This window comes from Pseudomonas sp. GGS8, from assembly GCF_024168645.1.
GTDB lineage: Bacteria > Pseudomonadota > Gammaproteobacteria > Pseudomonadales > Pseudomonadaceae > Aquipseudomonas.
In genome coordinates this window covers 5,389,982-5,411,072 of the sequence record NZ_JALJWF010000001.1, presented here as the reverse complement: position 1 = coordinate 5,411,072, position 21,091 = coordinate 5,389,982, and the positions used below count along the sequence as shown (strand labels likewise).

Annotated in this window: 13 protein-coding genes and 1 pseudogene; 9 read left to right on the top strand and 5 right to left on the bottom strand. The window is 62.2% G+C overall.

Annotation, left to right across the window (positions count from 1 at the left end; genetic code table 11):
- Positions 1-27 precede the first annotated feature (27 nt).
- Both J3D54_RS24120 and J3D54_RS24115 read left to right on the top strand, forming a co-directional pair.
- Positions 28-1,209 (top strand): hybrid sensor histidine kinase/response regulator, encoded by a 1,182-nt coding sequence (locus tag J3D54_RS24120; protein WP_253423577.1) that lies wholly within the window; start codon positions 28-30, stop codon positions 1,207-1,209.
- Positions 1,210-1,286: 77 nt separating this feature from the next.
- A complete protein-coding gene (locus J3D54_RS24115; protein WP_018926027.1) occupies positions 1,287-1,664 on the top strand; it encodes a response regulator in 378 nt (125 codons plus the stop codon).
- An 85-nt stretch (positions 1,665-1,749) separates the two neighbouring features.
- On the opposite strand, the gene J3D54_RS24110 is transcribed toward J3D54_RS24115, so the two are convergent.
- Positions 1,750-2,805 carry a lipopolysaccharide assembly protein LapB gene (locus J3D54_RS24110; protein ID WP_253423575.1) on the bottom strand — a complete coding sequence of 352 codons (1,056 nt, stop codon included), beginning with the start codon at positions 2,803-2,805 and terminating at the stop codon, positions 1,750-1,752.
- Positions 2,806-2,881: 76 nt separating this feature from the next.
- Positions 2,882-3,266, bottom strand: a pseudogene (locus tag J3D54_RS24105) (bestrophin family ion channel); the annotation flags it as partial.
- Positions 3,267-3,371: 105 nt separating this feature from the next.
- Here J3D54_RS24105 and J3D54_RS24100 point away from each other — a divergent pair.
- The 7 genes from J3D54_RS24100 to J3D54_RS24070 all read left to right on the top strand — a co-directional run bounded on the left by J3D54_RS24100 (position 3,372) and on the right by J3D54_RS24070 (position 17,799).
- Complete coding sequence (locus tag J3D54_RS24100; RefSeq protein ID WP_253423572.1) at positions 3,372-5,519, top strand: FUSC family protein; 2,148 nt, start codon at positions 3,372-3,374, stop codon at positions 5,517-5,519.
- Entirely contained in the window at positions 5,509-5,709 is a 201-nt protein-coding gene (locus tag J3D54_RS24095; RefSeq protein ID WP_253423569.1) for a DUF1656 domain-containing protein, read from the top strand. Before J3D54_RS24100 ends, J3D54_RS24095 begins: the two co-directional genes overlap by 11 nt.
- A gap of 180 nt (positions 5,710-5,889) precedes the next feature.
- Complete coding sequence (locus J3D54_RS24090) at positions 5,890-6,048, top strand: DUF3309 family protein (protein WP_105341824.1); 159 nt, start codon at positions 5,890-5,892, stop codon at positions 6,046-6,048.
- Positions 6,049-6,169: 121 nt separating this feature from the next.
- The gene (locus J3D54_RS24085) at positions 6,170-14,674 is read left to right on the top strand and encodes a glucoamylase family protein (protein WP_253423566.1); all 8,505 of its coding nucleotides are present in this window, start codon (positions 6,170-6,172) and stop codon (positions 14,672-14,674) included.
- Positions 14,675-14,761: 87 nt separating this feature from the next.
- The gene (locus tag J3D54_RS24080) at positions 14,762-14,908 is read left to right on the top strand and encodes a lmo0937 family membrane protein (protein WP_105341819.1); all 147 of its coding nucleotides are present in this window, start codon (positions 14,762-14,764) and stop codon (positions 14,906-14,908) included.
- A gap of 24 nt (positions 14,909-14,932) precedes the next feature.
- The gene (locus tag J3D54_RS24075) at positions 14,933-16,276 is read left to right on the top strand and encodes a glucoamylase family protein (protein WP_253423561.1); all 1,344 of its coding nucleotides are present in this window, start codon (positions 14,933-14,935) and stop codon (positions 16,274-16,276) included.
- A complete protein-coding gene (locus J3D54_RS24070) occupies positions 16,276-17,799 on the top strand; it encodes a mercuric reductase (RefSeq protein ID WP_253423558.1) in 1,524 nt (507 codons plus the stop codon). Before J3D54_RS24075 ends, J3D54_RS24070 begins: the two co-directional genes overlap by 1 nt.
- A gap of 9 nt (positions 17,800-17,808) precedes the next feature.
- On the opposite strand, the gene tkt is transcribed toward J3D54_RS24070, so the two are convergent.
- From tkt to J3D54_RS24055, 3 genes are all read right to left on the bottom strand, one after another.
- Positions 17,809-19,860: a transketolase gene (tkt, locus tag J3D54_RS24065; RefSeq protein ID WP_301293481.1), complete on the bottom strand. Its 2,052-nt coding sequence runs from the start codon at positions 19,858-19,860 to the stop codon at positions 17,809-17,811.
- Positions 19,861-19,869: 9 nt separating this feature from the next.
- Entirely contained in the window at positions 19,870-20,124 is a 255-nt protein-coding gene (locus tag J3D54_RS24060) for a DUF1652 domain-containing protein (RefSeq protein ID WP_253423556.1), read from the bottom strand.
- Positions 20,125-20,238: 114 nt separating this feature from the next.
- Positions 20,239-20,967: a Crp/Fnr family transcriptional regulator gene (locus J3D54_RS24055; RefSeq protein ID WP_253423553.1), complete on the bottom strand. Its 729-nt coding sequence runs from the start codon at positions 20,965-20,967 to the stop codon at positions 20,239-20,241.
- Between the last annotated feature and the right edge of the window lie 124 nt (positions 20,968-21,091).

Below are 21,091 nucleotides of genomic sequence, written 5' to 3'. Positions count from 1 at the left end.
TCTGCTTGTCGAGCGGGAACGAATCACATGCTAAGTAACATCCAGGCCAAATTACTGATCGTCGACGACCTGCCGGAGAACTTGCTGGCGCTGGAGGCGTTGATCAAGTGGGAGGACCGCATCGTCTACAAGGCCTTGTCCGCCGATGAAGCCTTGTCGCTGTTGTTGCAGCACGAATTCGCGCTGGCCATTCTCGATGTGCAGATGCCCGGCATGAACGGCTTCGAGTTGGCCGAGTTGATGCGCGGCACGGAAAAAACCAAAAACATCCCGATTGTGTTCGTCAGTGCCGCTGGCCGTCATCTCAACTACGCGTTCAAGGGCTACGAAAGCGGAGCCGTGGACTTTCTGCACAAGCCGCTGGATGTTCACGCGGTCAAGAGCAAGGTCAATGTCTTCGTCGATCTGTATCGTCAGCGCAAGGCGATGAAACAGCAGGTCGAAGCCCTGGAGCAAAGTCGCCGGGAGCAGCAGGCACTGCTCGAACAGTTGCAGAACACCCAGAATGAACTGAAGCAGGCTGTGTGCTTGCGCGATGATTTCATGTCCATCGTCGCGCACGAAGTCCGCACGCCGCTCAATGGCCTGATCCTCGAAACCCAGTTGCGCAAAATGCACCTGGCCCGGGATAACGCCGCGGCGTTCACTCTGGACAAAATGCACGCCATGGTCGAGCGCGACGAGCGGCAGATCAAAAGCCTGATCCGCCTGATCGAAGACATGCTCGATGTGTCGCGAATCCGCACCGGCAAGCTGTCGATCCGCCCCGGTCGGTTTGACCTGGTGCAACTGGTGCAGAATCTTTTGCAAAACTTCGCACCGCAGATTGAGGCCGCAGAGTCGCCAGTCAGCTTGATTGCCGACCAACCCGTGATGGGTGACTGGGACGAGTTTCGTATCGAACAAGTAATTTCCAATCTGCTGACAAATGCGTTGCGCTATGGTGCCAAGAGCGCGATCGACGTACGCGTGTACAATCACCTCGGGCAAGCGCGGGTTGAGGTTCAGGATCGCGGTATCGGGATCGGTGAAGAGAATCAGCAGCGCATTTTTCAGCAGTTCGAGCGGGTTTCCACCCGGGCCGTGGTGGCGGGGCTGGGCCTGGGGTTGTTTATTTCGCAGCAGATTGTCGCCGCCCATGGCGGCTCCATTACCGTCGAGAGCCGGATTGGCGAAGGCGCCTTGTTTCGCGTTTGTCTGCCGCTGTAGGAAAACAGCCCGATGAACGCAACCTCTGAGTGACCATATGGTCGTATCAGCAGCTATTGACCGAACAAAGGTTTTCCATGAGTGAAGATGCACAAGACGTGGTACTGATCGTTGAGGATGACCCTTCGATTTTGATGGTGCTGTCCGCATATTTGTCGGGTGAAGGTTACCGGGTACTGCAAGCCGAAAACGGTGAGCAGGCCTTTGAGATTCTGGCGAGCAAACCGAATCTGGACATGATGATCACCGACTTCCGCCTGCCTGGCGGGATTTCTGGCGTGCAGATCGCCGAACCTGCCGTGAAGCTGCGACCGGAACTCAAGGTGATCTTCATCAGCGGCTACCCACAGGAAATCCGCGAGACCGACAGCCCGATCACCCGCAAGGCACCGATCCTGGCCAAGCCATTCGATCTGGATGTGTTGCAACAGATCATGCAGGACATGCTGTCCTGACGCTGTGTCGACGGTTGTGCCGCGCGGCCCCCCTGCAGGAGCTGCCGAAGGCTCGGGCCGCGTTCGGACGATCTTTTGATCTTGATTAAAGCCCTTGCTGCAATGCCGGATCATCCGGATTGAGCTGCTCGAGCTGCGCCAACAGGATCTGCACGTTCTGCAACTGTCCGCTTTCCTTCCAATAGTTGATCAACAGCACGCGCGCCTTGCGATCGGCCGGGTGGCGCTGGACGATTTCCTGTAGCTGTTTCTGTGCGGCCTCCAGCTCTTGCTCGCCATGCAGCGTGGTGGCCAGGTCGTAGCGGTAATCCTTGTTGTCGGGTTCAAGCTCCACGGCTTTGGACAGCCCGAGCAACGCGAACTCACTTTGCCCGTGATGCAGTAACCAGAGCCCCAACGCATGTTGCAGATAGGCCGAATCGGGCTGGGCCTTTAACTGCTTCGCCAACAATTGCTGGGCGGCATCGCTTTGGCCCTGTCGGTCCAGCACATCAATCTGCATCACCAGTGCCGGCAGGTTGCCGGGCGCCAGTTGTAACGTGCGTTCCAATGCCTGCTGCGCGTCCTTCAATTCGGCATTGTGTAAATGCAGGCGTGCCAATTGGTACTGCGTGTCGGCGCTTTCCGGCTGGAGCTTGAGGACCTGTTCCCAGGCATCGATGGCTTGCTCCAAGGGGCCGAAATACAACCCCAGCTCATCCGGGGACAAGCCCAACAAGGCGTTGACTGCAACAAACCGGACACTTTGGTCGCTGTCATCGAGCAAGGGCCCGAGCAACAGACTGCGCTGCCCGTTGGGCACTAAACCGCTGATGCTTTTGATCGCCGCAATGCGCACCTGCGCCGATGGATGTTGCAGGTCCGCATCCGCCAGTTTCAAGGCTTGTGGGCTGGGGTAGTTGGGCAATTCGGCATGCAGCCAGACGCGGCGCTTGTCGGACAGGTCAGGGCGGCCCAATTGCTGGTAAAGAACCCGTGCCGCCCCCGGTTGACCCGCGCGTGCCTGGTTCAGCGCTTCGCTGTAGCCGCGCCGGATTGTTTCCGGCACCACAGGCGTCGTGCTGCGCACAAAAAACCAGGCGAGGGCGAGGGCAAACAGTGCACAGAGGCTGATGAGCAGATAGCGGCGGGACTGAGGCATGCAGGAATCCGGGAGCTGACAGGCTTTTGCAAAGTCACCAGCTTCGGTCAGGCCGGGCTGTGAGTCAAACCCTGGCTCAGTTCAGCACGTAGTCATAGGGCTCAAGGGCGGGTGGCAAGTCGGTTTGCCCCAGCGCTGCCAGCACTTCGCGCTCCAGTGTGCGCAAAATCGCATTGCACGGCAGATCGTTCTCATCGAAGCCGAATGGGTCTTCCAGATCGTCGCCGATTTCGTCGAGGTCGAAAAAGGTGTAGCTGACAATGGCGGTAATCACCGGTGTCAGCCAGCCAAGAGGTTCTGCCATAGCAAACGGCAACAGGATGCAGAACAGTCCACGGTGTGATGGCGCTTATCTCGTTTTCAACGCGCAGACGGGCGATCAGGCCATAGGCGAACCCGCAGAGCTCACGCAGCATAAGTTCACGTTCGGCCGCCGCCATCAACCCCTGGGTTTGGCGAATCTATCAAGGTGGGCGTAACCATCGGCGAAATGGCCTACATGTTTTGTCGACACTGAAACCCGTCGAGGCCTTGAAGCAATGACTACGCTTGCAGGAGATGACTCCATGAGCGCTCCCATGCAACCGCTGCTTCAATACTTCAAGGCGATTCTCAACCCCGGACGCGAGGTGCTGCTGTTTGCCCTGAGAACCATCGTGGCCGGGTTGCTGACGCTGTACCTGGCCTTTGTGTTCGACCTCGACCAACCCAAGTGGTCGATCATGGCGGTGATCATCGTCAGTCAGCCATTGGGCGGCATGGCCCTGGCGCGAAGTTTCGGCCAAATCACCGGCACCACGTTGGGTGCGGCAGTCGCGGTGTTGATCATGGCTATTTTCCCCCAGGCACCGCTGCCCTTCATCATCACCCTGGCCCTGTGGTTGGCACTGTGTACCGCCGGCGGCACCTTGTTGCGCTACACCAGTTCCCAGGCGTTTGTTCTGAGCGGCTACACGGCGGTGGTCGTGGCACTGCTGGCGCAACCCGATCAGGAGGGCACGTTTCTATTGGCGGTCACTCGCGTGACAGAAACGTTGTTGGCGGTGGCCTGCGTGTGCGTCGTCAGCCTTCTGACCGCGCGACCGGAGGCAGTGGCCCGGGGTTACTTCGCCAAGATCGATCAAGTGATCAAGCTGCTCGCGACGCACGCGGCAGCGGTCATTCGAACCGAGGAAAGCGAGGCCGATTTCCACAAGCGGCAAATGCTACTGTTGGGCGAGATCAGCGCCCTTGAAGGGCTGCGTCGGCATTTGTATTTCGATGCGCCACGGTTGCGCAGTGCCGATAGTCTGGTGCAGTTGCTCGGCAATCAACTGGTGCTGCTGACTTCGCGGCTGACGGCATTGCGTCACCAGCGGCAACTGCTCACCGAACGTTGGGAGGGCGCGTTGCCGGAAGAGATACAGCGGTTGCGCAGCGAGGAACTGGCGTTTCTCGATGAATTGGCCGTGCAAGGGCGCTCATTGTCGAGCGAGGCGCGGCACCATTTCGCGGCGCTGCAACAGCGCTTCGATGACCAGGCCTACAAGGCCGAACAACTCACCGAGACGATGCCTGCGACCCTGCGCTCACTGGCCTGGGCACTGCGCTGGGAGCAAGCACGGATGTTGGAGCAACTGGGGCAGATTCTGGAACTGAGTGACGCGATCCAGGACGGACGTGAAGCCAGTTGCGTGTTCCGCGGCCGGGAAAACCCGTTGCATCTGGATTTCACATTAGCGGCAATGAATGCAATCCGGGCATTTACCGCGTTGCTGGTGGCCGGTCTGATCTGGATCGAGACCGCTTGGGATGGGGCCCGTGGCGGGATGATTGTGGTGGGGATTCTCTGTTCGCTGATGGCGACTTTTCCGCGACCGTTGCTGGCCAGTCAAAGCTTTGCCAGGGGACTGGGGCTGGCCTTGGTGGTGTCGGCGCTCTATATATTCATGCTGATGCCGATGATCAGTGACTTCGAGTTACTCGCCTTGTTGTTCGCGCCATTGCTGTACGCCGTCGCGGTGGGGCTGGCCAGTCCACCAACCACCGGCACGGGCATTGGTCTTGGACTGACGACCATGCTGTTGCTGGGGCCGCAAAACGCAGGAATCGGCCAAAACAATGCCGTTCAGTGGTTCGAGTTTGCCGGTGCGTATATCTGCGCGGCCGCGATGGCGCTCAGCGTGTATGCCTTGATTTTCCCGTTCAGGCCCGATTTACGAATGCGCCGGCTGTTCAATGAAAGCTGCGAGCAGGTCTACGCTTTGTTGAAGACGCCGGCCACCGATGAACAGCAATTTGCGTTTGAAAGCCGCATGGTCGATCGCCTGACCATGATGCTGGGACTGTTGCCGGCGACCAACGACAAGCATTCCCGCGAGCTGTTCGAAGTCAGCCTCGGGTGCATGGCACTGGGGGTGGCTTTGAACCAGCTCAGGCAGCAGGGGCAAGGCAATACGTTGCTGAGTACCGAACAACAAAACCGTTTGCTGGCGGCTGTCCGTGAGACAGGACAATTGATTGCCGGGCGGCCCGGGATTGACCCTGAACAGTTGCTCGGAAACTTGCGTGTCCTGGGCGATGAACTGGACGACCTGCATTTGGACGTTCACGAACATCTATGGTCGGTGTTCCGGATGCGCGTGGCGCTGTTGATCGTGGTGTCGTTTCTGGAGCGCCATCGCAAATACTTTCAACCCGCAGACAAGGAAGGAGTGCCAGCCCTTGCCCATTGATCTGGAAGTGGGGGGCGTCTATTTGCCGCCAATCGCCCAGGCCCTGTTGCTGGCCTTGCCCATTTTTCTGCTGTTGGACTGGACCTTGCGCCGCTTTGGGGTATTGCGATTTGTCTGGCATGAAGCCCTGTTCGAAGGCGCGTTGTATGCCTGCGTATGCGCAACGTTGATTCTGGTGATGGGAGCCTGAGCTGTAATGTCCACTTGGGTCATTAACGTTGAACCGCGCATCAGCTTCTGAGCGGACTCTGTGCGTTGGCGTACAGACTCGTGCCTGTGAATCCACTCAATCTGGGCTTTGTCAGATTGCTGGACGCGCTTTGAGCGATAGTCAACCAGCCAGTTTCTTCATGCGTCCGAGGAGATAGCCATGAGCTTGGGCACAATCCTGTTAATTATTCTCATCCTGCTGTTGATCGGTGCGTTCCCGAGTTGGCCGCACAGCAGGAGTTGGGGATACGGGCCGAGCGGTGGGTTGGGCATTGTGGTGATCATCGTCATCGTGCTGCTGCTAATGGGGCGACTTTGATTGACTGGCGCCGGGCTTGACTGTACAGCCGCATGTTGCTGTTTCGAGCCTCTTGCCGCCTTGTCTGAGGTGCGCTACCTAGCTTGCTAATGAGACCGATGCGCGTCTCGGAACGTTATTTATGCATTCTATCTTCCGCCGGGCACTTGGGCAGCGTGTTCTATCACCCCCCTGGAGTGACCATGCGCCGGTACGGGAGACGCTTTTCGGCATCGAGCGACTTGAGCAACATGCCGAGAGTCTGGCCATCGCCCAGCAGGTGACACCCAGGCCACCCACCGTGCTTTCCTTGCATGTACGCCTGGACGACAACGCCTCGGTCCTGCTCGCCGCCTACCGGGCGAGCGCCGTGGAGCTTGAGAGCGGCCGAAGCGTGGTGCCCGCCGCCGAATGGCTGCTGGACAACTACCATATCGTCGAGGAACAGATTCGGGAAATTCGCGATGATCTGCCACCTGGCTACTACCGCCAGTTGCCGAAGCTCGCCGAGGGACCGTTCGCTGGCTACCCGCGGGTCTTCGGCCTGGCTTGGGCCTTCGTTGCGCATACCGACAGTCATCTCGACCTCGACATGCTGCGGTGTTTCATCGACGCGTACCAGCGGATCCAGCCGCTGACCATCGGTGAGTTGTGGGCTGTGGCGATCACCCTGCGTATTGTCCTGATCGAGAATCTGCGCCGACTCGCCGAGCAGATCGACGAGGGTCGTATGGCCCGCGCGGACGCCGACGAACTGGCCGATCGTTTGCTCGTACCTGCCAGCGCCCGTTCGGCGCTGGCGGATATCGCCGCACGTCCGCTCGGGCGGTTGCCCGAGCTGTTCGCCGCTCAACTCGCCAAACGCCTGCGCGACCAGGATCCGCGTACGACCCCGGCGCTGGGCTGGCTGGACGAACGTCTGCAAGCACAGGGTATTTGCGTCGAGGAGGTGGTGCAGCACGCCCAGCAACGCCAGGGCGCCTCCAATGTTACGGTGCGCAACATCATCACCAGCATGCGGCTGATTTCCGATATTGACTGGGCCAAGCTGTTTGAAAGCGTCAGCCTGGTCGATGCGCGCTTGCGCGCGGGCAGTGCGTTTGCCCTTATGGACTTCCCGACGCGCAACCTGTACCGCAGCGCCATCGAGCAACTGGCGCGTGGCTCGGCTCTCTCGGAACTGGAGGTCGCCGACCGGGCCTTGGAGGCTGCCCGCCTGGCTGAGAGCGTCGCGCAGGGTGAGGAGTGGGGCGGGCGGGCGAGCGATCCTGGCTACCATCTGATCGCCGAGGGACGCCCGGCGCTGGAGCGGGCCATAGGCTTTCGCGCCCCTCTGCGCCTGCGCATCAGCCGCTTTAACATTCGCCTGGGCATTGGCGGCTATGTTGGCGGCATTTTTTTGCTGACCACGCTGCTGCTGGCGCTAATGGCTTGGGCCTTGGCGGTGCCGTCCGTGGCTGTTGGCTGGATCCTGTTGTTCCTGCTGTCGATGTTCGTGCCGGTCACCGAGGTGGCCACGGCGCTGGTCAATCGCATGATCACCTGGAGTTTCGGTGCCATTACTCTGCCGGGGTTGGAATTGTCCGCCGGCGTGCCGCAGGCGCTACGTACGCTGATCGCTGTGCCGACGCTGTTGACCAGCGAAGCCGATCTGTTGGAGCAGATCGAGCGACTGGAGGTCCACCATTTGGCGGGCATCGGCGGCGATCTGGCCTTTGCCTTGCTGGCCGATGGCGTCGATGCGCAGCAAGAGGAGCTCGACAGCGATGCGCACTTGCTGACGGTGGCAGCCGAGGCGATCGAACAGCTGAATCGCCGCTATGGGCCTGGCCCCGGCGGCCAGCGCTTCTTCTTGCTCTGTCGGCGGCGCTTGTTCAATGCCAGCGAGCAGTGCTGGATGGGCTGGGAACGCAAGCGCGGGAAACTGCACGAGCTAAATCGCCTGTTGCGTGGGGATGGCGAGACGAGTTTCATGTCCATCGCCGGCGAGGCACCGAAAGTGCCGGTCGGGGTGCGCTACGTGATCACCCTTGACGCCGATACCCGCCTGCCGCGGGAGGCGGCGCTGCGGCTGATTGGCAAGATGGCTCACCCGTTGAACCACCCACGTTTCGACGCCGCGCTGAAGCGCATTGTCAGCGGCTACGCGATCCTCCAGCCACGGGTCACGCCCTCTCTGCCGCTGGGCGGCGAGGGCTCCTTTTATCAGCAGGTGTTCTCCGGTCCCGGCGGCATAGATCCCTACGCGGCGGCGGTTTCGGATGTTTACCAGGACCTCTTCGGCGAAGGTTCCTACACCGGTAAAGGTATCTATGATGTGGATGCCTTCGAAGCCGCGCTCGGTGGCCGGGTCGGCGACAACCGGCTGCTCAGTCATGATCTGTTCGAGGGCATCTTCGCCCGCGCCGGCCTGGCCTCGGATGTCGAAGTGATCGAAGAGTCCCCGGCGCGCTTCGATGTCACCGCCAAACGTCTGCACCGCTGGACGCGCGGCGACTGGCAATTGCTTCCTTGGGTATTCGGGCACTGGACGGGGGCTCAGGCGGTACCGCCGATCGGCCGCTGCAAGATGCTCGACAACCTGCGTCGCTCGTTGTTCGCGCCCTTCGCCCTGGCCAGTCTGGTGTTCTGCTGGTGGCTGCCGTTGCCGCTGGCGCTGCTCGCTACACTGTTCGTGCTGGCGACCCTGATGATTCCGGCCCTGCTGCCGACCATCTGCTCCCTGCTGCCGCAGCGGCGCGGCATCCGTCTGCGCAATCACTTCGGCATGTTAGGTGCCGACCTGCGTCGCACGGCTCTGCAGATTGTGCTCTCGCTGGCCTTTTTGGCGGACCTTGCATGGCGCATGGGTGACGCTATCGGGCGCACGTTGGTGCGGATGTTCTCCAGCCGCGATCACCTGCTCGAATGGACCACCGCCGCGCAGGCCTCCGGCTGCCCTTTGCCAGACCTGCGCGGCAGTTACCGGCAGATGGCTGGTGGCACCGCGCTTGCGCTGCTGATGAGCGCCGCCGGCCTGGCCTTAGTGCCCAGCTCCTGGCCGCTAGTCGGGCCACTAGCGTTGCTCTGGCTGGCGGCGCCTGCGCTGGCGCTGCTGAGCAGCCGGCCATCGAAGGTCGCCCGCCAGCGCACCGCTTCGCCGCTGGACGCGCATGCCCTGCGCTTGACCGCGCGACACACTTGGCGCTTCTTCGAAACCTTCGTTACAGCGGAGGATAACCTGCTGCCGCCGGACAATTTCCAGGAACAGCCCAATCCGGTACTCGCACATCGCACCTCGCCGACCAACATTGGGCTCTACCTGCTCTCGGCAGTCGCTGCCCGCGACTTTGGCTGGGCCGGCAGCATTGAGACGCTCGAGCGCCTGGAAGCGACCATGGCAACCCTGGAGAAGCTGCCGCGCTACCGCGGGCATTTTTTCAACTGGTATGCGACCCACGACCTGCGAGCCTTGCATCCGGCCTACGTGTCGTCGGTCGATAGTGGTAACTTCGCCGGGCACCTGATCGTGCTCGCCAACGCCTGCGATGAGTGGCGGGAAAGCCCGATGGCGCAGGAGGCCTGTCGCGGCCTGATGGACGACCTGTGGCTGGTCCAGGAGGCCATCGCCGGGCTGTCGGGCGCAGGTGGCGAGCCGCTGCGGCAACTGCGCGACGATCTGGAGGAAGTCCGCGTCCACTTGGCGGGGCTGCAAGCATTCGACGGACTGCTGCCGAGTCTGAAGCGGCTGACCGAGAAGGCCGCCAAGGTGGCCGTCAGGGTCGTTCCGGTCGGCGAGGGTGATGACTTGCTGTTCTGGGTCGAAGCACTGCGCAAGGCAGTGGCCGAACACCTGCGCGACCGCACTTCGCCGGACGAGGCGCGGTCTACATTGGCGCCGCGCTTGCAAGCGCTCGCCGATATGGCCCGGACGATGGCTGGGGCAATGGACTTCAGCTTCCTGCTCGACCCCGAACGAAAGCTACTGTCGATCGGCTACTCCCAGACCGACAATCACCTCGATCCGAGCTGCTATGACTTGCTCGCCTCGGAAGCACGACTGGCCAGCCTGTTCGCCATTGCCAAGGGGGATGTCCCGACTCGTCACTGGTTCCACCTCGGACGCATCGCAACGCCGGTCCCCGGCGGCTCGGCGCTGATTTCCTGGTCCGGCTCGATGTTTGAATATCTGATGCCGTCGCTGGTGATGCGCGCCCCGGCGGGCAGCCTGCTGGAACAGAGCACTCGTCTGGTGGTGGCGTTACAGGAAGCCTACGGCCGTTCGTTGGGCATCCCCTGGGGGATCTCGGAGTCCGCCTACAACGCCCGCGACCTGGAATTCACCTACCAGTACTCCAACTTCGGTGTGCCCGGGCTTGGCCTCAAGCGCGGGCTGTCCGAGAACGTGGTGATCGCGCCCTATGCGACCGGTCTGGCGGCAATGATCGATCCGCAGGCGGCGCGCCGCAATTACGAGCGGCTGGCCGGGATGGGCGCGCAGGGCCGCTATGGTTTCTACGAGGCGCTGGACTTCACCCGCTCACGGCTGCCGGATGACGAGAATGTGGCGATCGTTCGCTGCTTTATGGCCCACCATCAGGGCATGACCATCGTTGCCATCGCCAATGCCTTGCACGATGGCAGGATGCGCTGCCGTTTCCACCGCGAGCCGATGATTCAGGCCTGCGATCTGCTGCTGCAGGAGCGCGTGCCACGGGACGTACTGTTGGCGCATCCACGAGCCGAAGAGGTGACGGTTTCCGCGACCGAGGGCCGCAGCGAAACCCTGCGGCGCATCGATGCGGGAAGCGGCGGTGCGCCGATCACCCATCTGCTCTCCAATGGCCGCTACACGCTGATGCTCACCTCGGCAGGTGGCGGTTACAGTCGCTGGGGGGATATCGACGTGACGCGCTGGCGTGAGGATGCCACCCGCGATGACTGGGGCAGCTTCATCTTCCTGCGTGACACCCAGAGCGGGGAAGCCTGGTCGGCGACGCTGCAGCCCAGTGGCCGCGACGTGGAAAACGGCGAGGTGCTGTTCCACGAGGATCAGGCCGAGTTCATTCATCGCCAAGGCTCGCTGGTCACCAGCCTGGAAGTGCTGGTGTCCGGCGAGGACAACGGCGAAGTGCGGCGAGTTTCGCTGGTCAACAACGGGCGCAGGCCACGCGACATCGAACTGACCTCCTATGCCGAGGTGGTCCTGGCGACTCGGGCCGCTGACAGCGCGCATCCAGTGTTCTCGCGAATGTTCGTGCAGACTGAATACCTTGCCGAGTTCACGGCACTGATCGCCACTCGCCGCCCGCGTGGACCGGAGGAAACGCCGGTATGGGCGGCGCACTTCGTGGTGGTGGAGGGTGAGCTGATCGCTGATCCGCAGTACGAGTCTGACCGCGCGCGTTTCCTTGGCCGCAACCGTAGCGTGCGCGAGGCGCTGGCGATCACCGGGCATCGGGCGCTATCGAACAGCCAGGGGACGGTCCTCGATCCGATCTTTTCCTTGCGCCAACGTCTGCGGGTTGGGCCCGGCAAAGTTGCGCGGGTAGCCTTCTGGACGGTGGTCGCAAGCTCGCGAGAGGCATTACTGGATCTGATCGACAAGCACCATGAGCGCAATGCCTTCGAGCGCGCCAAGACCCTGGCCTGGACCCAGGCCCAGGTGCAGTTGCGCGACCTTGGCATCGATTCCGAGGAGGCGGCGGACTTCCAGCGCCTGGCCGCGCCGATTCTCTATGTTGACCCACGTTTTCGCGCTTCGGCGCCAGCCATCATAAGAGGGGCGGGGTGCCAGTCGGGGCTGTGGCCGCTGGGGATTTCTGGTGACCTGCCGTTGGTTCTCTTGCGCATCGACGAAGTCGAGGACCTCGCCCAGGTCCGTCAGTTGCTGCGGGCCCGTGAATACTGGCGGATAAAGGGCCTGCACGTCGACCTGGTCATCCTCAACGAAAGGGCGTCGTCCTATGTGCAGGACCTGCAGGAGGCGATAGAAACCGCAGTACGCAGCACTCAGTCTCGCCTGCGCTTTGGCGAGGAGCGCAGGCGCGGTGCGGTCTACACATTGCGAACCGACCTCATGACCGTTGAAGCACGGGCGTTGCTGCAGGCCGTGGCGCGAGTCGAGTTGATCGCCCATCGTGGTTCTATTGCAGACCAGCTCGCGCGCCTGCCAATGCCTGCGCCGCGCAACTGGCTTGCCGCCCGCCAGCCTCCGTCAATGCCAGTGTGGCCGTTGCCGCAAGCACCGGTCGGGGATGACGGCCTGGAGTTTTTCAATGGCCTGGGAGGCTTTGATCGCAACGGGCGGGAATACCTGATCACGCTTGAGCGCGACCAGACGACGCCCGCGCCGTGGATCAATGTGATCGCTAACCCGGCGTTCGGCTTCCAGGTCTCGGAACACGGCAGTGGCTACACTTGGGCCGAGAACAGCCGTGAGAACCAACTCACCCCCTGGTCCAATGACCCGGTCGCTGACCCGGGGGGCGAGGCGCTGTATATCCGCGACGAAGAGAGTCACCAGCTTTGGAGCCCTACCGCGCAGCCGATCCGCGACGACGGTGTCTACCGCGCTGCGCACGGCTTCGGCTATAGCCGCTTCAACCATTCGGCACACGGCATTCACACGCAATTGCTGCAGTATGTGCCGCTGGACGACCCATTGAAAATTTCCCGACTGACCCTGCGCAATCTGTCCGGGCGGCCACGTCAACTGTCGGTGACGGCCTATGTGGAATGGGTGCTCGGCACCTCGCGCGGGACCAACGGGCCGTTCATCCAAACGGAGATCGACGCCGCCACTGGCATGCTGCTGGCGCACAACCCATGGAGTATCGCCTTCCCGGGGCGGGTGGCATTCGCTGATCTTGGCGGCCGGCAAAGCGCCTGGACCGCCGACCGCCGCGAATTCCTCGGTCGCCATGGCGGGCCGGCGGCACCCCAGGCACTGCTCGGTAGAGCACCGTTGTCCGCGGCCTGTGGTGCCGGTCTGGACCCATGCGCGGCGCAGCAGTGCGTCGTCGAGTTGGCCCCCGGCGAGTCTGTCGAGGTGCTGGTCTTGCTGGGTCAGGCCGAATCGACCGATGCTGCCCGGGAGATGGTTCTGCGTTACCGCGAGCGTGACCTGGACGAGGTACTTGCAGCGGTCAAACGGCACTGGGACGAGGTGCTCGGTGCAGTCCAGGTACGCACGCCCGACCGCGCCCTGGATATCCTGCTCAATGGCTGGCTGCTCTACCAGACTCTGGCCTGCCGCATCTGGGCTCGTTCGGCGTTCTACCAGGCCAGCGGTGCCTATGGCTTCCGCGACCAATTGCAAGACTGCATGGCACTGGCATTCGCACACCCAGCGCAAACCCGGTCTCACCTGCTGCGTGCTGCCGCCCGGCAGTTCGTCGAGGGCGATGTGCAGCACTGGTGGTTACCGCATTCGGGGCAGGGGGTCCGTACGCGGATTTCCGATGATCGTGTCTGGCTGGCCTTCGCCTGCGCCACCTATGTCACGTCTTCCGGGGATGCCGAGGTGCTGGACGAGAGCGTGCCGTTCATCGAAGGGCGGCAGTTGGACCCCAGCGAAAGCGACGCGTTCTTCCAGCCGATGCCCGCGGACGAGTCGGCTTCGCTGTTCGAACATTGCGCCCGCGGTCTCGACCAGTGTCTGACGCTGACCGGTGCCCACGGCTTGCCGCTGATCGGCAGCGGCGACTGGAACGACGGTATGAACCGGGTTGGCGCGGGCGGGCAGGGCGAGAGTGTCTGGCTCGGCTGGTTGCTGTTGAGCACCTTGAACAGTTTTGCGCCTTTGGCCGACGGCCGCGATGATCAGCGTGCCAGGCGGTGGCGGGCGCATGCAGGGTTGCTGCGCAAAGCGTTGGAACGTGAGGCCTGGGATGGCGACTGGTATCGCCGGGCGACGTTCGACGATGGTACGTGGCTCGGCTCGGCGGCGTGCGAGGAATGTCGGATCGACTCCATTGCGCAGTCCTGGGCGGTACTCTCAGGTGGCGCCGATCCCGCCCGCGCGAGGCTGGCAATGGCCTCGCTGGAGCGTCTGCTGATCCGCCGCGACGACCACCTGGCGCTACTGTTTGCCCCCCCGTTCGCGCACACCTCGCTCGACCCCGGCTATATCAAAGGCTACCCGCCAGGCCTGCGCGAGAATGGCGGGCAGTACAGCCATGCGGCGATGTGGACGATCCTGGCGTTGACCCGACTCGGGGAGGGGGACAAGGCCGTCGAGCTGTTCGCGCTGCTCAATCCGATCAACCATGCGCGCACGCCAGAGCAGGTCGAGCGCTACAAGGTCGAACCTTATGTGATCGCCGCGGATGTCTATTCCGTTGCGCCGCATATCGGCCGGGGAGGCTGGACCTGGTACACCGGCTCGGCCGGCTGGATGTACCGCGCCGGCGTGGAGGGGATTCTGGGGTTGCGCCGCGAGGGGGCGTTTCTCGTTGTCGATCCCTGCATTCCGCGTCACTGGCCAGGTTTTGAAGCCCGTCTGAGGCTGGACGGCAGCGACTACACGATCAGCCTGAAGTCGGCGGGACGACGTTGCCGGGACCTCGAGCAGGCGCTGCTCGATGGTGTACCGCAGACCTGCGAGCAAGGGGCCGTTCGCGTGCCGCTGGACGGATGTGCGCATCGTCTTGAGCTTGTTCTCTGATGGGTACGCTGGCGCACAGAACGATGTTGCCGATGCGTTCAATCTGGAGGTGTTCAGAAGGTCCTGGATCACAATCGGAGAATCGTCATGCTACAAACAATCGTGGTTGTCCTAATCGTCCTGTGGTTACTTGGGCTGGTAACGTCGTACAGCCTGGGCGGCTTCATTCATGTCCTGTTGATCGTGGCGCTGATTTTGCTGGCGGTCAGTTTCTTTCAGAGTAGGCGCTCATAAGCCTCTTCGGCCATCGACATGCCGATGAACAGGGTTGGGCGCCGTTCGCGGACACTACAGTCCATTCTCGCCGATGAAGCGCTTTTCGATCGCCTGCAGCGTGCCGCCTTCGGTTATTTCCTGCAGGCATTGAATCCGCCTAACGGACTGGTGGCCGATACCTCGCGTCCCGGCTCGCCCGTCAGTATCGCGGTGGTCGGATTCGCCCTGTCAGTGTATCCGCTGGCGGTAGATCGGGGCTGGCTGACACGGGCCGATGCGCTGCGGTTCAGCCTCGCCGCGTTGCGCTTTTTCCAGGCCAGCGATCAAAGCGGTAGCCCTGCGGCGACAGGATATAAAGGGTTTTATTATCACTTCCTTGATATCCATACGGGTGTGCGGGTTTGGCGCTCGGAACTGTCGATGATCGACACCGCTTTGCTGATTGCCGGCGTGTTGACGGCAAGCCTGTATTTTTGCGCGGATACGGCCGACGAGAACGAGCTGCGGGGCCTGGCCGACTTTCTTTATCGGCGCATCGACTGGCGCTGGGCACAGGACAGTGGTGAGACGATAAGGCAGGGTTGGAAACCCGAATGCGGGTTCCTGCATTACGGCTGGGAAGGCTACAGCGAGGCCATCCTGCTGTATGTGTTGGCGCTCGGCTCGCCAAGCTGTGCGATCGTGGGCGACTGCTACCGGGCATGGACCTCCACCTATCAGTGGGAAAACCTCTACGACCATGACTATCTCTATGCCGGGCCGCTGTTTGTCCATCATTTCTCCCATGCATGGATAGATTTTCGCGGCATCCACGACGGTTTCATGCGTGAGAAGTGCTCGGACTACTTCCAGAACAGCCGGCGCGCCGCTTACATCCAGCGTGAGTACGCGCGGCGTAACCCGCAAGAGTTCGCCGGCTACGCTGAAAACTGCTGGGGCCTGTCCGCTTGCGATGGGCCGAGCGACGAGCAGCCGCAGCTGTCCAATGAGCAGCGGCGATTGTTCGGTTATGCCGCTCGTGGCGTACCGTACGGGCCGGATGACGGCACACTGTGCGCCCCCTCGGTGCTGGCGTCGTTGCCGTTTGCGCCGGAAATTGTCCTCGACGCGGTGCGGCATATGATGGAACGCTACCCGGAAATGTGCGTCGAAGGGCGCTTTTCCAGCAGCTTCAATCCGAGCCTCGCCGATGCCAACGGGCGCGCCTGGGTGTCCGCAGGGCACTATGGGCTCGATCAGGGCATCGTACTGATGATGATCGAGAACCATCGTAGCCAACGGATTTGGGAGCTGATGCGCGCCTGCCCCTACATCCGCGACGGTTTGCAGCGCGCCGGGTTCCACGGCGGCTGGTTGCAGCAACCGCCATTGGCGGGAGCAGGCTGATGACGCAAGACTACGATGGGTCGATCACCACGCCGCAGGATGCTTATGAGCGTCAACGCCTGGCCAGTGTGCATCCGCCGCGCTGGGTCAATCCGCACGCTGCCGAGCGCTACCACTTGGTGATAGTCGGTGCGGGGCCTGCGGGTCTGGGCGCCGCGAAAACCGCTGTAGCGCTCGGCGCCAGGGTGGCGCTGATTGAATGCAGGTTGATCGGTGGCGATTGTCTGAACAATGGTTGTGTACCGTCGAAGGTGATTATCCGGACGGCGCAGTTGTATGCCGAAATGCGCGATGCCCGGCACTATGGCGCGCAAGTGCCGAGCGACATTCAGGTCGACTTCGCTGCCGCGATGGCGCGCGTACGGCGTATCCGCAGTCACCTCAGCGGCGGCGATTCGGCGGCACGATTGAGCGCAATTGGCGTGGATATGTTCTTCGGCGAAGTGCGCTTCACGGGGGCTGACTCACTAACGGTCGATGGGCAGACCCTGCGCTTTCGCAAAGCCTTGATTGCGACTGGCGCGGCCCCGAATATCCCGCTGATTCCCGGTCTCGCGCAAGCCGGTTATCTAACCAATGAAAACGTTTTCGATCTGACCGAGTTGCCGCGCCGCCTGCTGGTGATTGGTGGTGGCCCCCTTGGCTGTGAACTGGCCCAGGCCTTCTCCCGGCTTGGCGCACAAACCACCATCGTGCAAGACATGCCGCTGTTCCTCGGCAACGAGGAACGGGACGCCGCGCAACTGCTCTCGGATGCCTTCGCTCGCGACGGCATCGAGGTCCGTCTGAACACCCAGGTCGTTGCCGTGCGCGTAGAGGGTGGGCAGAAACTGGTCGACCTGGTCAGCGACGATTACCGCAGTACGGTTGCCGTCGATGCGATCCTCGCCGGCATCGGCCTCTCGCCGAATGTCCAGGGCCTGAACCTGGAAGCCGCCGGTGTCGACTACGACGCCAGTGAGGGAATCCGTGTCGATGACTTCCTGCGCACCAGCAATCCGCTTATCTACGCTGCCGGGGATGTCTGCCTTGAGCACAAGTACACCCATACCGCCCTGGCTTCAGCCCGCATTGTCGTGCAGAACGCCCTGTTGCGCGGTCGCGAGCGGATGAGCCGGCTAGTGATCCCCTGGTGTACCTACACCGATCCGGAAATTGCTCACGTCGGTTTGTATGTGCGTGAGGCCAACCGTCGGGATATTCCGGTGAAAACCTTCACCATTCCCATGCATCAGGTCGATCGTGCGGTCACTGACAGCGAGGAGGTGGGTTTCGTGAAAATCCACGTCAGGGAGCGCACGGACCAGATTCTCGGTGCCACCATCGTCGCTCGCCATGCCGGCGACATGATCAACGAAATCACCCTGGCCATGGTGGCGGGCGTCGGCTTGCGCACATTGGCCCTGGTGATCCACGCCTATCCCACGCAGGCGGAGGCGATCCGCAAGGCCGCCGATGCCTACAATCGAACCCGCTTGCCTCCTCGCGTCAGGTCACGTTTGGCGCGCTGGATGGAGCGCTGAGTCAGTAGCCTAAAGCCGTGCCAGCAGCGCCTTGGCGCGTGCACAGACATTGTCGACGGTGAAGCCGTATTCGCGCAGCAGGACGTCGGCCGGTGCCGAGGCGCCGAAGCGTTCTACCCCGAGCATGTCCCCCTGCGCGCCAATGTAGCGCTCCCAGCCTTGCCGCACACCCAACTCGACCGCCAGCCGCGCGCCGACTGACGGCGGCAGTACGGCGTCGCGCTCGGCCTGCGGCAGGGCCTCGAACAGCTCCCAACTGGGCATCGAGACACAGCGCACGGCAATGCCTTCGCGTATCAGGCGTTCGCCCGCCGCCAGGATCAAGGCGACTTCCGAGCCACTGGCGAGCAGGATCAGTTCGGGCTCACTGTTCGCCGCATCGCTCAGCACATAGGCGCCGTGGCGCAATCCATCGGCCGTGGCGTAGCGGTTGCGATCCAGGGTTGGCAACGCTTGCCGGGTCAAGACCAGCAGCACAGGGCGGTCACGGGTGGTCACCGCAACCTGCCAGGCGACCGCGGTTTCATTGGCGTCGGCGGGGCGGATCAGCACCAGGTTCGGGATGGCGCGCAGGCTCGCCAGTTGTTCGACAGGCTGATGGGTAGGGCCGTCCTCGCCGAGCGCCAGGCTGTCGTGGGTGAACACATGCACCACGTGCAGGCCCATCAGCGCTGCGAGGCGTAGCGGTGGGCGCATGTAGTCGGAGAAGATCAAGAAGGTCGCGCCAAAGGCAATGAAGCCGCCGTGTGCGGCAAGACCGTTGACGATGGCGCCCATCGCATGTTCGCGCACGCCGAAGTGCAAGTTGCGACCCGCTTTGCTCCAGCCGCCCACGTCAGAGCCTTGCCGATCCGTGCCCGTGGTGGGCGGCGGGTTGAAGTCGCCAAGGCCCTTGAGCGCGGTTTTCGTTGAGGGATCGAGGTCGGCGGAGCCTCCGCTCAGTGCTGGCAGACGGGGCGCGATGGCATTGATCACCATGGCGCTGGCATCGCGTGTGGCCAACCCCTTGGCATCGGCGGGAAACACCGGAATGTCTGCATCCCAGCCTGGCGGCAGTTCTCCGTTCAGGCGCTGCTCCAATTCATGGGACAGTTCTGCAAAGGCCTTGGTGTAGACGTCCATGCGCATGTGCCAGGCAGCCTCGCTCCGCGCCCCGTGTTCCACGGCCTTGCGAAAATGCGCCAAGGCAGCGTCGGGTATCAGGAAGTCCGGCTCGGTGGGCCAGCCTAGCTTCTCTTTGGTTTTGCGCACCTCTTCCACGCCGAGCGGCGAGCCGTGGGCCTTGAAGGTGTCCTGTTCGGGTGAGCCGTAGCCGATATGCGTACGAACGAGAATTAACGACGGCCGCGTGCTTTGCGCCCGTGCCGCCTGCAGCGCGGCATCTATCGCCAATAGGTTATTGCCATCTGGCACCGACACCGTGTGCCAGCCGTAGGCCTCAAATCGCCGCGCACGATCCTCGGAGAAGGTCATGGCGGTGCCGGCGGCCAGAGTAACGGCATTGTCGTCGTACAGGCAGGTGAGTTTGCCCAACCCGAGATGGCCGGCGAGCGAAGCGGCCTCGCTTGCCACGCCTTCCATCAGGTCGCCGTCGCTGACGAGGGCGTAGGTATGGTGGTCGACGACCGCATGACCGGGACGGTTGTAGCGCGCGGACAGTTGCGCCTCGGCCATCGCCATGCCGACCGCGTTGGCCAGGCCCTGGCCAAGAGGTCCGGTGGTGGTTTCCACGCCGGGCGTGTGTCCGCGCTCGGGATGCCCTGGCGTCTTGCTACCCCATTGGCGGAAACGCTTGATCTCCTCCAGCGCAAGCTCGTAGCCACTGAGGTGCAGCAGGCTGTAGAGCAGCGCCGAGCCGTGTCCGGCGGAGAGCACGAAACGGTCGCGGTCGGGCCACTGCGGGTTGTGCGGGTTGAACTTGAGCCAGCGCGTCCACAGCACATAGGCCATCGGCGCAGCACCGAGCGGCAAACCGGGGTGGCCGCTATCGGCTTTTTGCACCATGTCGAGCGAGAGGAAGCGTAGGGTATCGATGCATTGCTGGTCGAGTTTGCTGGTCATGATGGTCCTCTACCCAATCCTGAGTGTTGGCCTCTGCCTATGAGTCGTTTCGAGGTCCTCCTGAATTTCAGCTATGAGCTTGCCTATCGCTCGATTGCAATTGAGGCTGGCAGTAAGAATTCCCGTAACCAACAGCTCTACTCGACCAGAGACAGGCTCGAATATCAGAGCCTGCAGTGATCCGCTTTGATCGACTCGGCACTCGCAGGACAGGGGACGGAGTGCTGACTCGATGATGTGACGCAACTCACGCGTGGATAGCATGATGACTCCAGTGAGGACGGTGGACTCGGGAAGGGCGAGTGTTGAACCGTCTCATAGCTGGAGTGTGAGGGACGCCGTCGGGCGGGTCTGTTCGCTAGAACACGCAGGTGCGGGTCAGCAAGCCGGTTTTAATGGAACATAGGGCAGCAGGCGCTCGGTTTCTTTTCTGACGACGGCGTAGCACTCGCAACTCAGTTGCTCAAGTGCGGCCCTGTCCAGCACCTTGATATGGCCACGGCTGTATTCGATGACGCCCAGGCGTTGCAGTTTGCCAGCGGCATCGGTCACGCCTTCACGGCGTACGCCGAGCATGTTGGCGATCAACTCCTGGGTCATGATCAGTTGATTGTCTTGCAGGCGATCGAGAGACAGCAGCAACCAGCGGCACAATTGTTGATCGATCGAGTGGTGGCGGTTGCACGCGGCGGTCTGCGCCATCTGGGTGATCAACGCCTGGGTGTAGCGCAACATCAGCAGGAGCATCTCCCCGTGGCGATTGAACTCATCCTTGAGTCGCTGGCTGGGTAACCGAAAGGCATGCCCGGCGCTCTGTACGATCGCCCGGCTTGGCGTGCTTTCGCCGCCCATGAATACGGCAATGCCGATCAAGCCTTCATTGCCTACCACTGAAATTTCCGCCGATGCGCCGTTTTCCATCACATACAGTAAGGACACGATGGCGTCGGTGGGGAAGTAGACGTACCGCAGGATATCCCCGGATTCGTAGAGCACCTTGCCGAGCGGCAGGGTGATCAGTTCGAAGTAGGGCAACAAGCGCTCCCTCGATTGTGCGGGAAGGGCCGCCAGAAGATGGTTCTGTTGTGGCTTGGGTGTATCAAACATATCAGCCAGCATCCGAGGTTGAGACTTTTCCGATACCTACAGATTAATCCATGACGCACGTCGTACGCTGCCAGAAGGGGCCGTCCGTCGGTTTTGCGGGCACATTCAATTCGGGCGGTCGTCG